A 14,326-nucleotide genomic window follows, 5' to 3' on the forward strand; every position below is an offset into this window, starting at 1 on the left:
TTTTCACTCCTAATGGGTCGGGCGTTTAACTACGTAAACGTCCTTAACGTTTTTCAAACTTTCCATCACCCGTTCTAGATGGGCCAGATTATGCACTCCCATCGATAGGCTAATTACCACGATTCGGTTATGGTTAATTTTTCCGTTAATTGATGATAGATTACGCGTCGCGTTGTTGACCGATTTCAATACGTCATTTAATAAACCGTTCCGGTTGTATCCTTGTACTTCCAAATCAGCGGAATAGTTTCCCGAAGTATCGTCGGGGTCTTCCCAACTAACTTCGATAATTCGTTCACCCTGTTCTTCGGCACTCTTAACGTTCGGACAATCTTTTCGGTGAACCGAAACGCCCCGCCCTTTAGTAATGTACCCAACAATTGGGTCGCCAGGAACTGGCGTACAACAATGACTCAAGCGCACCAGTAGATTATCCGCGCCCTCAATAACTACCCCTTCCGAAGATGCCTTGGTTTTACTCTTCGGACGATGGTCGTCAGTGGAAATTGCCTGATGATTTTCAAGCATTTGCCGTTGAATTTCTTTTTGGTGATCAGCTTCAGCCTGTTCACGAATGTCTTTAGTTAGTCGGTTAGCAATCCCCACGGGGGCCAAATCACCGAACCCGACGGCAGCCAACAAGTCATCCACTTGGTTGAAATTCAATTGTTTAGCAACCTGAGCGAGATTTTCATCTTCCAGAAGTTCGCTAGGATCGTAACCAGTTTGTTCTAACTGCTTAGTTAAAATTTCACGACCCTTTTCAACATTTTCTTCATGATTAGCCTGGCGGAAGAATTGTTTGATTTTGTTACGACTCCGCCGGGTTGAAACCATTGTCAACCAGTCCCGACTTGGGCCTGCTGAATTTTTTGAAGTTAAAATTTCAACGATGTCACCGTTTTTAATCGTGTAGTCTAGCGGAACAATTTTGCCATTAACTTTCGCACCGGTGGCATGATTACCGACTTCGGTATGGATGGTGTAGGCTAAATCAAGCGGACCCGCTCCCTTAGGCAGTTCAAAAACGTCGCCTTTGGGAGTAAATACGTAAACGCGGTCACCAAATAAGTCACCCTTAACACCTTCCATGAAGTCCGCTGCGTCATTGCTTTCGTCCTGTAATTCAACAATTTCCTTAAACCAATTTAACTTAGCGTCGGTAGCATTTTGGTTGACTTCGTCCGTGATGCCTTCCTTATACGCCCAGTGTGCAGCAACCCCGTATTCGGCCACCCGATGCATGGCTTCCGTCCGGATTTGGAACTCCAGCGGGCGCCCTTCAGGTCCTACCACGGTCGTATGCAACGATTGGTACATGTTGGCCTTAGGCATGGCAATGTAATCTTTAAAACGCCCTGGAATTGGTTTCCATTTAGCATGGATTGCGCCTAAAACTGCATAACAGTCCCGCACCGTATCCGTGATTACCCGCACCGCCAACAGATCATAAATCTGGCTAAACTGTTTATGTTGGTCAACCATTTTCCGATAAATTGAATAGATGTGTTTCGGCCGACCATAGATATCCACGTGTTTCAAGTGAAGGTCAGCAATCGCGTCTTCTAACTCACCAATTGCCGAATTAATATATTCTTCTCGTTGAGCCCGCCGCGAATTCATTAAGTGGACAATCCGATAATATTGTTGGGGATTCAAATAACGTAAGGCAATGTCTTCTAGCTCCCATTTGATGGTGCTAATTCCTAACCGTTCGGCTAGTGGCGCGTATATTTCCAACGTTTCGTTTGAAATCCGCCGTTGCTTGTCCGGACGCAAATGGCGCAACGTCCGCATATTATGCAAGCGATCAGCCAATTTAACAATGATTACCCGAATATCTTGTGACATCGCTAAAAGAAGCTTCCGGTGATTTTCGGCAAGCTGTTCTTGGTTGGACTTATACTTAATCTTGCTGATTTTAGAAACGCCGTCAACAATGACCGCCACGTCGTGACCAAATAGTTCCTCAACGTCACCTAGTGTAATCAACGTATCTTCTACTGTATCGTGTAAAAAACCAGACGCAACCGTCTCCGGATCCATCTTTAAATTGGCTAAAATCCCGGCAACTTGAATCGGGTGCATAATATACGGTTCTCCCGATTGCCGATACTGCTCCTTATGAACATAGGAAGCAAAGTCACAGGCCTTTTGCACAAACGCCGTGTGCTCTTCATTCATATATTCTCGGCACATGTTCATTACGTCATTGGCCGATAATACTGGTTCTTTGGACATTAACATCACCACCAACCTCAAAATACAATAAAAGCACGGTATCGAGTGACAACGTGCTTCGGTCTTATTGAATAAAGTATACGTTTATTATAAACAAATTGCAATGTTTAGCTATTCGATAAGTTATAGGATAATATTTCAATACAGAAATATACGATAGCAAAGTAATTTGCGTAATGCGGCAAGATTATTATTGCCCCGATTAAGTATAATACCGGAAATAAAAATAAAAACATAAAGTGCAAACCATTCGACTTAATCAGGTTACCAAACGTGTAGCTTGCTAAAGAGTTAAACACGATTAGCAGCCACAAAACAATCATTACCGATGGAGTATGACATAATTTCAGCACAATTGGCAAAACAATTCCAATTAAAAACGCAAATAAAACGTAACGCCAGTGGGCTGAAATCTCCAAATTAGCGATTTTTTTCATAATTCTTCCCCTCACTATTGCAGTTCAAATTGATATGAAATTGCCGATAACACATACATTGGTGCGCTCTCGGCCCGTAAAATCCGGGGTCCGAGGCCGGCAAGTGTAAAATTAGCGTCGTTAAACGACTTGATTTCTTCAGGAGCCAGTCCGCCTTCTGGGCCAAATACTGCTAGGAGCGCATCCCCGCTAGCCGTATTTGATAAAACCCGCTTAAAATTAGCAAACTCTCCTTCTTTCGCAGATTCCTCATAAGCCACCATCCGATGCTGCACTGGTGAGTTAACCAAGTCCGCAAAGGAAATAATTTCCACCGTTGGAATCATTTGCCGGTGGGACTGTTCGGCAGCAGCCTTAGCAATTTCCTCAAAGCGTTGCAATTTGCGGTCAATTTTCTTTTCATTCCAGCGGGCAACTGAATAACGTGCTGTGAAAAATTGAAAATGACTTGCACCCATTTCCGTGCCCCGCTTAATAATTTGCTCGTTTTTATCCCCTTTAGAAATACCACAGGCAATTGTAACTTCTACCGGCAATTCCACAGATTTAGTGATCTCTTGTACCGCCTTTAAGCTCGCAAGCGCTGCATTATCAAGCAACTGACTTAGCCAAACCCTTTGATCACTACCCACTACTTCGATTTTTTCACCAATCTGTGCCCGCATTACCTTCAATAAATGGTGCGAATCCGCCTTAGAAAGTGTGAATTCATCTTGGAGAGCTAATGCTTCGTTAATAAAATACCTTTGCATAGCAGCCTCCTACTCTTCAAGTTGGTGTGACGCAATTACTCCGCGCCATTCCCCGTAAGTTAGCACTTGGTTAACCTTAAAGTCATTTGCCGCCAACGTCTTTTGAATCAATGGAAGCTTGTCATCAATAATTCCCGACATAACTAACCAGCCATTTTTATTCAACAGCGACTTGGCTTGAGGAATCATTGGCACTAGTACGTCAGACAAAATATTTGCTACGATGAGGTCTACGGGTTGCTTAATTCCCTCGAGGAGGTCGTTAGGCCGCGCCGCAATTGACTTAGCGATTGGATTCAAGTCAAAATTTTCTTGAGCAGCGGCAATTGCATCATCATCGACATCAAAAGCTTCCACTTTAGCTGCGCCCAATAATTTAGCCGCAATGCTCAACACGCCGGAACCAGTTCCCACATCGTAAACAGTTTCGTTTCCACGCATGATCATTTCCATTGCTTGTAAACATAGCCGGGTCGTCGGATGGGTTCCCGTTCCAAAAGCCCGTCCCGGATCCAAACTAATCACCTTTTCATCCGGTTGACTTGCTTGGTAATCACTCCAACTCGGTTTAACCGTTAGGTAACGGGTAATCCGCACCGGATGGTAATATTTTTTCCAAGCGGTAGCCCAATCATCGTCTTGAACATCCACGGTGGTTACGCTAGCCGGGCCAACGTCCAACCCAAAGCTGGGTAATTCGTTAAGCTTTGCCTTTAACTGGCCAACCACCTTGCTAACGTCCGTAGATTCCGGATAGTACGCCGAAACAATTGCCCCTTCCGTAATGTGGGGAATGTCTTTTAATTCATATAGTTCACTCGGATAAGAAGCCTGGTAGTTCTTAAAATCTAAGGCATCTTCAATTTTTACTCCTACAGCATCAAGCCCGTCAAAAATACTGCTTACTGCTTCAACGGCCTCGTTAGTAGTTTTTACGTTTACCTCGGTCCATTTCAAACCTGATCAGCTCCTATGTTATCTCATGTTAGATACTATAATACCGCATTTGACTAAAATTTTCGAAACGTAAAGCTAATTTTCCCCATCAAAAAGTCTGCAGTTATAAAAGAGGAATTTAAACTAAACCCGGGGAGCTGGTGACACCACTATCAAGATGGCGGTCAAACAAAATTTGAGTCCTACCGTCGTTTTCAAGTTAGCTCCGAACAAACTGTCTGCTAGCAAATCTTTCTTATAGACGGTAAATAAAAATGCCTTCCAAGAACTTCAATTCTTGAAAAGCATTCCTTCTGACTAACCACTTAATTATTCAAGCTGATATTTATCTTTCACTTAACGCCTTTTGGGGAAGTACTAAATTTAAAATTATTCCGAGAACCGTTGCTACTGCTAATCCCGAAAAGCTTAGATCCCCTAAGTTCAAGCTGGCATTACCAATCCCGATTACTAAAATCGAAGCAGCAATCATTAAATTGCGTTTCTGATTAAAATCAACGTGTTCATCAATCAAAATCCGTAATCCATTAGCCGCAATCGTTCCAAATAATAGGAAACTAATTCCGCCAATGACTGGACTCGGAATACTTTCAATCAAAGCGCTCAACTTTCCAATAAAGCTGAAAATAATCGCACTGACTGCCGCGCCCATTAACACGTAAACGCTATGTACTTTGGTAACGGCTAACACCCCGATGTTTTCTCCGTAGCTGGTTACTGGAGGGCCGCCAATGAATCCTGCCACGATGGAGGCAACCCCGTCCCCTGACAGAGTCCGGTGCAGTCCAGGTTCCTTGAAGAAGTTTCGGTGTGTCAAGGTATTTAAAACCATGATGTGCCCCGTGTGTTCGGTCATCGTAACGAAGGCTAGTGGCATCATACTCAGAATTGCTCCCCAGCTCAAGTGTAGATGATAGCTTACAAAAGGAATTTCAAAACTTGGAGCGATTAGCCAATGTGCGTGCGTCACTCCCGATAAATCAACCACCCCGAGAAACAACGCTACGATGTATCCGGTAATCAAACCTAGCAAAATGGGAATCAAACTAACGAATCCCTTTAAGTACATATTGAAAACGATCGTAATTAATAGGGTAATTAACGCAATTGCAAAATACTTAAGGTCATAAACACTTTGACTACCCACCGTACGCATGGTGGCATCTTTTGCGGCCGTTCCCGCCAAAGATAATCCAATTACCATGATGATTGGTCCCACCACTACCGGAGGTAAAATTCGGTCCAACCAGTCCGAACCTAGCTGGCTGATGATCAAGGCCACGATCAGATACACCACTCCGACAGAAATTGTTCCTTGGGCAATCCCCTCATATCCCGTAGTTTTCATGAGCGCCATCATCGGTACAATGAAGGTGAAACTTGAACCCATGTAAGCAGGAATCTTAGCCTTGGTAATCAGAATATACAGTAATGTACCTACTCCAGAACTAAAAAGTGCGATTCCAGGATTTAAGCCTACCAAAATCGGTACTAGTACTGTAGAACCAAACATTGCAAACATATGTTGAATCGATAGTCCGACTAAATGCGGAAACGTAGGGCATTCATTAATATCCAAAATTGCTTCCGGATTGCGGTACTGTCCTTGTTTTTGCTTTGACATAACTTGCACTACTCCCTTTCTTAATGCAAAAAGCCTCTTGGATCCAGCTGTGATCCAAGAGGCTTTTTGATGGTTTTCCCCGAATTAGTCGGAGTATTCAACGAGCAATTAGCCTTTTGGCCTCACGGGACCAAATTAAGGTTTCTTTAAGGAATAATCATACGCACATTCGATAACCCCGTCAATAGTTTATTTAAAAAATTCTCGTTTTACTGTAATTCGATTAGCGTTTGATATCCTTGACCCCGTCTTGCTCCGTCAAATGTTTCTTCAAATAAGCAAGCAGTTCATTTTCCCGGTGAAAAATCCGTGGACTTTGTTGTCCATGTAACCGCAAATCAATTTCATTAATTTTAATCCGCCCTGTCCAAGTATGGGTATACTTAATAATTACCCGATTATTAAGTTCTTCCTTACCAAATTTAAAAACGTACACGCTTTCAGGTGTCATCATTGGGCGAATATATTTCTTGCTATATTGTAACTGGTTACTCCGTAAAAATTGTTTGATTTTCTTTAAAATTGTTGACCACCTCACCCTTTTTTTATTTTCTAGTTTCCGCTGATTATGATTACTAATTCTATCCTATTCCAGTCTAAAAGTAAAATACGCCATTTCTAATAAATTTATTGATTTAATCCCGCTAAATATAGTTTTTTAACTCTATTTTATTTACTAATTTTTCTAAAACAGTTCGGCTGCTTGACATTTTCCTTCACGAGCAAATTAATAACACTATATTAGTCATCATAAATAAACACTTGGGGTTACCATAACTATCATCAAAGCAGCTTGATATCTAAAAACTTATTCATCTTTATCAAAACGTCGTTCAATACGTCGTTGATTCCATAAATCAAGTTTCTTTAGTAGCTCCATTACCCAAAGTCCCAAAATTAAACTGCTAATAAAAAGGATTCCGGTCGCCGCAATAAAGTAACCAATTCGACTTCCCTGGTAGAAACGCTGGTAGCGGTGGTAGTTCTGATAGGCATTTAAACCAGTCAATCCCAGCGTAAACAATAGTAGGAAACTTTTTTCATAACGCCCATCAAAAATTCTAATGCCGTTAAACAGCATCCGGACCACTACGTAACCACCTGCTAGTACTAATCCAAAGGCCTCTACCACGTAAGCCGACCAGGGCATCTTAAAAATTGTCATTTGTAAGGCAATTGCAATCGCCAACAGCGTCAGTAAGATTGTTAAAGCTTCGTAAGCAATTTGGTTACGGATTCGTTTAACTCGTTCATCAACAACTTTTTTTCTCATGATGGGTCCTCCCAAAATAAATCATCCAATGTCTTGTCTAAAGCTTGACAAATTGCTACACATAATCTGAGCGTCGGGTTATAGTTGCCTGCTTCAATCAAGCCAATGGTTTGTCGAGTTACCCCAATCAAGTTGGCCAGTTCGGCTTGGCTAAGGTCTTTTTCTAAACGAGCAATTTTTAAACGCTGATTTTTCATAACCCACCACCTTTTGTAATATATATTGCTTGATGCAAATTATACATTACGCAGAAACCGTTTTCAATGGCCAATAATAAAAAAACCACTATCGGTTGGATAGCGGCCGGTTGGACATCCGTAAATGTCCAGTTATTGGATGGGATATCAGAGTTAATATATGGAGGCTTAAGCCTTCCAAGTTGCTAGTATAGCCCCAAAATGGCAGAAAAACTAGGGATTTTCAATAATTTGTTTCAAAAATGTCACATTAACCGTTTTCAACTTTCCCACATTCTGGTAACTTAATTTTATTGATTACCTATTCGGCTAATTCCATTTAGTGTTATCATAAACCATTAGAGGGAGATTGAGAAACCATGAGCTAAGTCCAGCCCTTTAATTTTGAGCTTTGGTATGGCCATTCGTTTTTCATCTCTAACTACCAAAGGGGGGCGTCCTATTCAAGATTAACGTTGATCTGAGGATTGGACAGTAAGTCAGCGACAATCCGGCTAGTAAAAATTAACCATTTTAATACGAGGAGGACTGCACATGAGTGATAAAGTTAACGCACTATTAGAACGCATCAAACCATCTGTAAAGAATACTCAAATGGCGCAAGTTTTTAAATACAATGAAGAAATTTCTAAAATTCCAGGAGTAATTAAGCTAACCCTTGGAGAACCCGACTTCAATACCCCCGAACACGTCAAAGAGGCTGGCGTTCAAGCCATTCGGGATAACAAGAGCCATTACACCGCCACCGCTGGGGACCCCAAAGTTCGTCAAGCGGCAGCCCAATACTTAAAACAAAAATACGGTCAAGATTATGACCCAGAAAATGAACTCGTTATTACGGCTGGGGTTACCGGTGGAATGTACGCCACCCTAACGTCCATCGTTAGCGAAGGTGACGAAGTTTTAATACCAACGCCAATTTTTCCATTGTACTTCCCAATCGTTAAAACTAACCAGGGAAAAATCGTCTACATGAATACGGCTGAAAATAATTTCCTACTTAGCCCTGAACAATTGGAAAGTACTCTACAAGCGCATCCGCGTGCTAAGGCAATTATTCTCAACTTCCCTTCTAATCCAACGGGGATGACTTACACTAAAGAACAATTGTCCGCTTTAGCAGATATTCTGCAAAAGTATGATATTTTCGTAATTAGTGATGAAATCTATAGCGACTTGATTTTTGATCAAAAACACTACTCGATTTCTCATCTATTACCAGATCAAACGATTGTGCTCAACGGCCTTTCTAAGTCACATGCAATGACTGGCTGGCGAGTAGGCATCATTGCCGGACCAGCTCCATTAGTTGAGCAAATTGAAAAAATTCACGAGCTGTCGGTTACCAGCATTACGACGGTTGCCCAATACGCGGCCTTGGAGGCTTTCCAAAACGGGCTCAACGATAGCGAACCGATGCGCGTAGAATACAAAAAACGGCGCGATTATCTGCATGATGCCCTCGTTAAGTTGGGGATTGAATGCAGCAAGCCGCAAGGTACCTTCTACCTGATGGCTAAAATTCCGGGTGACTTAGAACAAGATGACTTCAAATTCAGTATGCAACTTGCTAAGGAAGCTAAAGTCGCCGTTATCCCGGGTTCTAGCTTTGGTCCTGGTGGTGAAGGCTACGTTCGCTTTAGCTATGCAGCAAGTATGGACGATCTAACTAACGCAATTGCGCGGATTGAAAAATTCCTTAAAGCTAAACGAGCATAGTTAAAAACCAGGACTGAGAAAACACCAAAAAATCCTTTTTAAAGATAAAATTTTTTGAAAAAACCATTTTGGTGCGTTGCTCGAATAGAAGCAAACGTACGCCAAAAGTTAGTATGTTCCCGCTCAGCCAAAAGGCGACCGTTATGCCAAATCCAGGCATAATGGTCGCCTTTTTAGTTAATGCTCAAACCATCCAATTTTGGGACAGTTCCCCTGCCTTTAATTATGGTTTTAAAGCTTACCTTTTTGATATTGCTGTAAATAAAAATCAACCGTCGCTCGTAATCCTGCGGGAAACTCCGTTTGTGGCTGCCATCCTAATTGTTGTTCGAGTAGGCTGGCGTCAATTGCGTACCGAAAATCATGCCCGGGACGATCCTTAACGTGCTGTACTAGCTGCGTATACTGTTCGACTGGTTTGCCCGTCATTTCAGCTAAAATAGCTAACAATTCTCCCACTAGTTGTTGGTTGCTCAACGGATGATCAGCACCTACGTTAAAATGTGCACCCGGTTTTGCTTGAAAAACCACCTGCCAAATTGCTTCACAATGATCACTGACGTAGAGCCAATCGCGCACGTTCTCCCCGGTTCCATATAAGGGGATTGGTTCCCCACGGAGTGCGTTAAAAATAACCTTTGGAATCAATTTTTCCGGATGTTGGTAAGGTCCAAAATTATTACTAGCGTTCGTAATTGAAATGGGCACCCCAAAAGTTCTCCCGTAGGACTGAACTAACAGATCCGCACTTGCCTTAGAAGCCGAATACGGACTACTTGGTTGATAAGGGCTCGCTTCAGTAAAGCTCCCCGTGGCCCCTAAGAAACCATAAACTTCGTCCGTACTTACTTGGTGAAACCGTTTGTGGGTGTAATCCTCTGCCCACAATTCTTTAAACTCTTCAATGAGGTTAAACGTACCATTAACGTTGGTGGTGATAAACTTTGCTGGATCGGCAATGCTCTGGTCCACGTGCGACTCGGCGGCAAAATTAATTACCACTTCTGGACGAAAATCCTGGAAGATTTGGCGAACTTGCGACCGGTCGGCAATGTCGCCCCGGCAAAAGTGGTAATTGCTTTCTTGAGAAACGGTAAGGTTATCTAGATTAGCCGCGTAAGTTAGCTTATCTAAATTCAAAAATTCAAATTTGGGGCGGCGGGACACCCACATATTCATGAAATTGGCGCCAATAAAGCCTGCGCCCCCGGTAACTAAAATTCTCATTTTTTGCTTCCAGCCTCCAAGTTTAAACCATTTGATTTTGTGGATCTAACACCAAGGATTCCGACAATAAAATTTCGCTATAAATTTCATAAACAACGTCACTATTAACTACGTGTCGCTTAGCTAAATCATATAAGTAAGCACGTTCCGCATCAAATGCATACATCAACGCTCGACGACGTGCAACACTTTGCAGGTTAGTTAAAACTCTTTTTTCAGTGTTGATTTCACGCCATTTTTTAAAAAAGTCTCCCAAAGTATTAGCTTGAATTTGGTCTCGTATATCATACATTGCATTATCTCTGACCGCTTCTTCTAAATCTATCGACTTCAGTTTTTTAATTCCGGCCTTAACCATTCCCTCTCGTAGAAATGCCAATTGCTGTTGCCGAATTTGTTCATCAAAATCTTGGGGCAATAATATTTTGAAGATGACGGTGGACACCGCCATACTAAGAATAATCGCAACCGTTTCTACCATTACCACAAAATTAAAGGTAGCCGGTGTTAACATCTCACTAATTGAAAAAGTCATGGCTAACGTAACTGTTCCATGAACTCCGCCTAAGGCAAACAGTAATGCTGTCTGGCGCTGTTGATCGCCAACAAATAGCCTTCCATAACAGTATCGACAAACTAACAGGATTACGTATACTAAAATACCAACCATCAACCATTCAAACGACTTAGTCATCATCGAATAGTTATCTTGTAATATACGAACTAGAACAATCCCCAAAACGACGAAAACAAAACTATTTAAAATACGATTTGCAAAAGTTACTATCTGTAATCCAAAATGCACTTGCCGTGGATCCGAAAAGCGGCTACGATTGACTTCGCCATTATGAATCAAACCGGAAACAATTACTGCAATCACTCCTGACATTCCTAGTCGCTCTGCAAAAAAATAAATTGCAAAAGGAGAAAGCAAATAAATTAGAGTCTGCGAAGAACGAACGTTATTACTTGAACGCATGAAGTATTCACGAATCGTCATCAGTATTATGGCAGTAATTGATCCAACCAGTACGCCGCCAATCATCATTTTAAAAAAATCTAATAAGTTTTGACCAATTACCAATTGTCCCTTTTGTAACCAAAGCATTGCTGCCTGCAGTAAAACAATCCCGGTGGCATCATTAAATAATGATTCCGTTTTTAAGGTATCGCGGATGACGCGACGGATTTTACGCCCTTCGATTACCGAATCAAACGCGGTAGCATCAGTTGGTGTAATAATTGCTGCAATTGCTAAGGCTAACGGCGCTGCAATAGACAAAGTCACGTGCAATAACCACGTTAAAATTATCATAGTAACCGTTGCTAATAAAACGGCCGTTCCCAAAATACTACCTAACTTCTTTTTAATTCTCAATAATGGCGTTAACTGCCCTTCAAAAAATAACAACGGCGCTAAGATCAAAACCATGAATATTTCACCATTAAATGGTGCAATTAATTGGTTAGTTACTGGTAAGATACCGGTCAAAATTCCAGCTAACAAGTTAACATAGTTGCCCGATACCTTAGGAATATATCGGGCAAGCACATTACTCACTCCCACTACTACTAGAATCATAAAGGTTGAAATCAAAATATTCATGACTAACTCCCATTTAAAATTGATTAACCGGGGGAATAGTATACCATATGATATAAAGTATAATCCATGTACAACGCGTATTTTATTGCATACTATTTTAAGTCCTTAATTACATAAATAAGGGAGCTTTCGCATTTTTCTGAAAGTTCCCTTTTTATAATCCGGTTATTTCACTAGTTCATCAACCCATGCAGCTAAGTCTTTTTCGCCACCATGTCCAGCTTTCACTTGCAAATCTCCAGCCCATTCTTTGAAGGTCTTTTCAAAAATCCCCGGATCACCGCCGAACGTGTAGAATGGCGCTACCACTCCTTGATAGCCTTGTAAATCCGTTAGGAAAGAATGGATGGGGGTTGCTGGGGCTCCATTCCAAACTGGACTACCTACCAAGATTAAATCATACAAAATCACATTTGAAATCGTTTTCGAAAGTGGCGGGAAATTTCCGGTTTCCGTTTGCTTAGTTGCCTGCTCTGAAACTTCCGTCATTTCCTCACTAAAGATCCCAGGAGCCACTTCAATGGTGAACCGATCCGCATCTGGAAGCAATTCGTACAGTGCTTTCGCTACTTTGGCAGTCGTGCCTGTCCGTGAATACGTTGCAATCAAAACTTTCTTAGCCATTTAAAAACCATCCTTTCTTTGTTTAGCATTTCACACCTATACTATAACGCTTTTTAGGTACTTTGCGGCGTACTTTTGTAAAACACTTTACAAACTTTTGATCATTCCAAAACCATGTCTAGGTGCGGGATGTTATCTTCTAAATAGACATCTGAAACGGGTTTAAAGCCAAATTGCGCATAAAAATTTTGTAAGTAGCTTTGCGCAGCAATTTTAACCGGTCGAATGCCTGCCACTCGTTTAATTTCATCCAAGGTTGCTTGAACCAAACGTTGTGCTAAATGCTGCCCCCGAAACTCTTTAACCACAAGTACTCGGCCAAAACTAATATAATTTGGATCGTCATGCGGAACAATTCGAGCATATGCCACCAGCCGACCGTTTCTTTTGATCATTACATGGCGCGCGTTCTGGTCTTTCTCGTCAACTTCTTGATACGGGCAATTTTGTTCCACGACAAAAACTTTGACTCGTTCTTGAAAAACTTCCCATAATTCGGTGGCGGCCATTTCCGCCGTTGTTTTGATTGATAACGTTAAATCGTCTGCCATTGAGTTCCCCCCTTCCGCATGTTTTTATTATTCAAGTCCAGTATACTCTTTTTATATCTACTACCAGAATTTTAACAAATTTTGTAGGATCTTTTAGCAAACGAAACCTTTCGGTATATAATTTTAATCTCTCTCCTCAAGACCAAACTCATTAACACATAAAAAAATCCAACCGCAATTAAATTTAGATAAAATCTCTAAGTCCAACCAGTTGGATTAAATATTTTTCATTCTAACGTAAACCCTTGTTCCAATAAGAAAGATGCCATCTCTTCGCGTCGTGGTTCAGCAAAAAAATCGGTCATTTTCCGTATCCAGTCGGTCTCTTGGGCATGCGAAGACCGTTTCGCATAATAAGCTTGCGTAATTTTTTGGTATTCACTCAAATCTTGCGCCGCTTGCCGATCGTAACCATTTTTGAAAGTATTATTATGCAGCGGCATCCGGGGCTTAACTGCATTTTTACGCGTAGGTTTTCCAACTGTTATCCCAAATAACGGCACCGTAAATTTAGGAAGGTTTAGCAAATCGCGTACGGTTGTTAAATCGTTGCGAATTCCGCCAATATAGCAGATTCCTAAGTCTAAAGACTCTGCGGCAACTGCCAGATTTTCCCCCGCAATGGCGGTATCCACTATCGCTACCGTTAGCGCCTCCATGTTTTTAATTCCGGCTAAGTCTAGACCCTGTTGTTGCAAGATTTGGGATTGCCGATACAGATCTGCCACGAACACAAAAAAGGCTCCGCTTTGCTTTACGTAGGCAGCACTCTTTGAAATTTCAGCAAGCTGTCCCCGGATGGACGGATCCGTCACGTCAATAATCGAGGTAGCTTGTACAAAGTTCGACGAAGCACCCGCATGCGCAGCAATTATCAGTTGTTCCTTAACCTCATCCGTAAGTGATGTGTCCGCAAAATTTCTTACAGAGGTATGTTTTTTCATTAATTCAATTACGTCTTCCAATAGCTTTCCCTCAATCCATGCTTACTATTTGTCAATAAAAAACAACAATCCATTATAGCACTACCCTTTCAAAAAAATATACCCAATCTTATAAGACACAAAAAACCTGATGATTAAAAGTGTTCGTGACTACTCTTAATCATCAGGTCTGGA

Annotated in this window: 14 protein-coding genes; 1 reads left to right on the forward strand and 13 read right to left on the reverse strand. The window is 41.6% G+C overall.

Features of this window, described 5'->3' with window-relative positions:
• Window positions 1–9 precede the first annotated feature (9 nt).
• From NL111_RS05695 to NL111_RS05730, 8 genes are all read right to left on the reverse strand, one after another.
• Window positions 10–2,241, reverse strand: coding sequence for a RelA/SpoT family protein (locus NL111_RS05695; RefSeq protein ID WP_002830361.1), 2,232 nt, complete (start codon window positions 2,239–2,241; stop codon window positions 10–12).
• Window positions 2,242–2,348: 107 nt separating this feature from the next.
• Window positions 2,349–2,678: a hypothetical protein gene (locus NL111_RS05700; protein WP_002830362.1), complete on the reverse strand. Its 330-nt coding sequence runs from the start codon at window positions 2,676–2,678 to the stop codon at window positions 2,349–2,351.
• 14 nt (window positions 2,679–2,692) lie between these two features.
• Window positions 2,693–3,430 (reverse strand): 16S rRNA (uracil(1498)-N(3))-methyltransferase, encoded by a 738-nt coding sequence (locus NL111_RS05705; RefSeq protein WP_159207784.1) that lies wholly within the window; start codon window positions 3,428–3,430, stop codon window positions 2,693–2,695.
• Window positions 3,431–3,439: 9 nt separating this feature from the next.
• Window positions 3,440–4,387, reverse strand: coding sequence for a 50S ribosomal protein L11 methyltransferase (prmA, locus tag NL111_RS05710; protein ID WP_270515203.1), 948 nt, complete (start codon window positions 4,385–4,387; stop codon window positions 3,440–3,442).
• 325 nt (window positions 4,388–4,712) lie between these two features.
• Window positions 4,713–6,011 (reverse strand): uracil-xanthine permease family protein, encoded by a 1,299-nt coding sequence (locus NL111_RS05715; protein WP_002830365.1) that lies wholly within the window; start codon window positions 6,009–6,011, stop codon window positions 4,713–4,715.
• Between the two features lie 223 nt (window positions 6,012–6,234).
• The gene (locus NL111_RS05720) at window positions 6,235–6,534 is read right to left on the reverse strand and encodes a hypothetical protein (RefSeq protein ID WP_171030834.1); all 300 of its coding nucleotides are present in this window, start codon (window positions 6,532–6,534) and stop codon (window positions 6,235–6,237) included.
• A 285-nt stretch (window positions 6,535–6,819) separates the two neighbouring features.
• Window positions 6,820–7,284, reverse strand: a complete 465-nt coding sequence (locus NL111_RS05725; protein ID WP_270515205.1) for a DUF6773 family protein — start codon at window positions 7,282–7,284, stop codon at window positions 6,820–6,822.
• Window positions 7,281–7,481, reverse strand: coding sequence for a helix-turn-helix transcriptional regulator (locus NL111_RS05730; RefSeq protein WP_270515206.1), 201 nt, complete (start codon window positions 7,479–7,481; stop codon window positions 7,281–7,283). Before NL111_RS05730 ends, NL111_RS05725 begins: the two co-directional genes overlap by 4 nt.
• A gap of 534 nt (window positions 7,482–8,015) precedes the next feature.
• On the opposite strand from NL111_RS05730, the gene NL111_RS05735 reads away from it, so the two are divergent.
• Entirely contained in the window at window positions 8,016–9,200 is a 1,185-nt protein-coding gene (locus NL111_RS05735) for an aminotransferase class I/II-fold pyridoxal phosphate-dependent enzyme (RefSeq protein ID WP_270515208.1), read from the forward strand.
• Between the two features lie 231 nt (window positions 9,201–9,431).
• Here NL111_RS05735 and rfbB read toward each other — a convergent pair whose 3' ends face one another.
• The 5 genes from rfbB to NL111_RS05760 form a co-directional block, all read right to left on the reverse strand.
• Complete coding sequence (gene rfbB, locus NL111_RS05740; protein WP_270515210.1) at window positions 9,432–10,427, reverse strand: dTDP-glucose 4,6-dehydratase; 996 nt, start codon at window positions 10,425–10,427, stop codon at window positions 9,432–9,434.
• 22 nt (window positions 10,428–10,449) lie between these two features.
• The gene (locus NL111_RS05745) at window positions 10,450–12,033 is read right to left on the reverse strand and encodes a cation:proton antiporter (protein WP_285110015.1); all 1,584 of its coding nucleotides are present in this window, start codon (window positions 12,031–12,033) and stop codon (window positions 10,450–10,452) included.
• Between the two features lie 165 nt (window positions 12,034–12,198).
• Window positions 12,199–12,657 carry a flavodoxin gene (locus tag NL111_RS05750; RefSeq protein ID WP_270515214.1) on the reverse strand — a complete coding sequence of 153 codons (459 nt, stop codon included), beginning with the start codon at window positions 12,655–12,657 and terminating at the stop codon, window positions 12,199–12,201.
• Window positions 12,658–12,758: 101 nt separating this feature from the next.
• Window positions 12,759–13,208: a GNAT family N-acetyltransferase gene (locus NL111_RS05755; RefSeq protein WP_159207779.1), complete on the reverse strand. Its 450-nt coding sequence runs from the start codon at window positions 13,206–13,208 to the stop codon at window positions 12,759–12,761.
• Between the two features lie 227 nt (window positions 13,209–13,435).
• Window positions 13,436–14,173 (reverse strand): NADPH-dependent oxidoreductase, encoded by a 738-nt coding sequence (locus NL111_RS05760; protein ID WP_159207778.1) that lies wholly within the window; start codon window positions 14,171–14,173, stop codon window positions 13,436–13,438.
• Window positions 14,174–14,326 lie beyond the last annotated feature (153 nt).

Source organism: Pediococcus sp. AC40 (assembly GCF_030252485.1).
Taxonomy (GTDB): Bacteria; Bacillota; Bacilli; order Lactobacillales; family Lactobacillaceae; genus Pediococcus; species Pediococcus acidilactici.

What these genes read in the sequence shown, in the direction of transcription:
- NL111_RS05695 (WP_002830361.1), bottom strand. Translation starts at nt 2,241, where the DNA reads ATGTCCAAAGAACCAGTATTATCGGCCAATGACGTAATGAACATGTGC.
- NL111_RS05700 (WP_002830362.1), bottom strand. Translation starts at nt 2,678, where the DNA reads ATGAAAAAAATCGCTAATTTGGAGATTTCAGCCCACTGGCGTTACGTT.
- NL111_RS05705 (WP_159207784.1), bottom strand. Translation starts at nt 3,430, where the DNA reads ATGCAAAGGTATTTTATTAACGAAGCATTAGCTCTCCAAGATGAATTC.
- NL111_RS05715 (WP_002830365.1), bottom strand. Translation starts at nt 6,011, where the DNA reads ATGTCAAAGCAAAAACAAGGACAGTACCGCAATCCGGAAGCAATTTTG.
- NL111_RS05725 (WP_270515205.1), bottom strand. Translation starts at nt 7,284, where the DNA reads ATGAGAAAAAAAGTTGTTGATGAACGAGTTAAACGAATCCGTAACCAA.
- NL111_RS05730 (WP_270515206.1), bottom strand. Translation starts at nt 7,481, where the DNA reads ATGAAAAATCAGCGTTTAAAAATTGCTCGTTTAGAAAAAGACCTTAGC.
- NL111_RS05735 (WP_270515208.1), top strand. Translation starts at nt 8,016, where the DNA reads ATGAGTGATAAAGTTAACGCACTATTAGAACGCATCAAACCATCTGTA.
- rfbB (WP_270515210.1), bottom strand. Translation starts at nt 10,427, where the DNA reads ATGAGAATTTTAGTTACCGGGGGCGCAGGCTTTATTGGCGCCAATTTC.
- NL111_RS05745 (WP_285110015.1), bottom strand. Translation starts at nt 12,033, where the DNA reads ATGAATATTTTGATTTCAACCTTTATGATTCTAGTAGTAGTGGGAGTG.
- NL111_RS05750 (WP_270515214.1), bottom strand. Translation starts at nt 12,657, where the DNA reads ATGGCTAAGAAAGTTTTGATTGCAACGTATTCACGGACAGGCACGACT.
- NL111_RS05755 (WP_159207779.1), bottom strand. Translation starts at nt 13,208, where the DNA reads ATGGCAGACGATTTAACGTTATCAATCAAAACAACGGCGGAAATGGCC.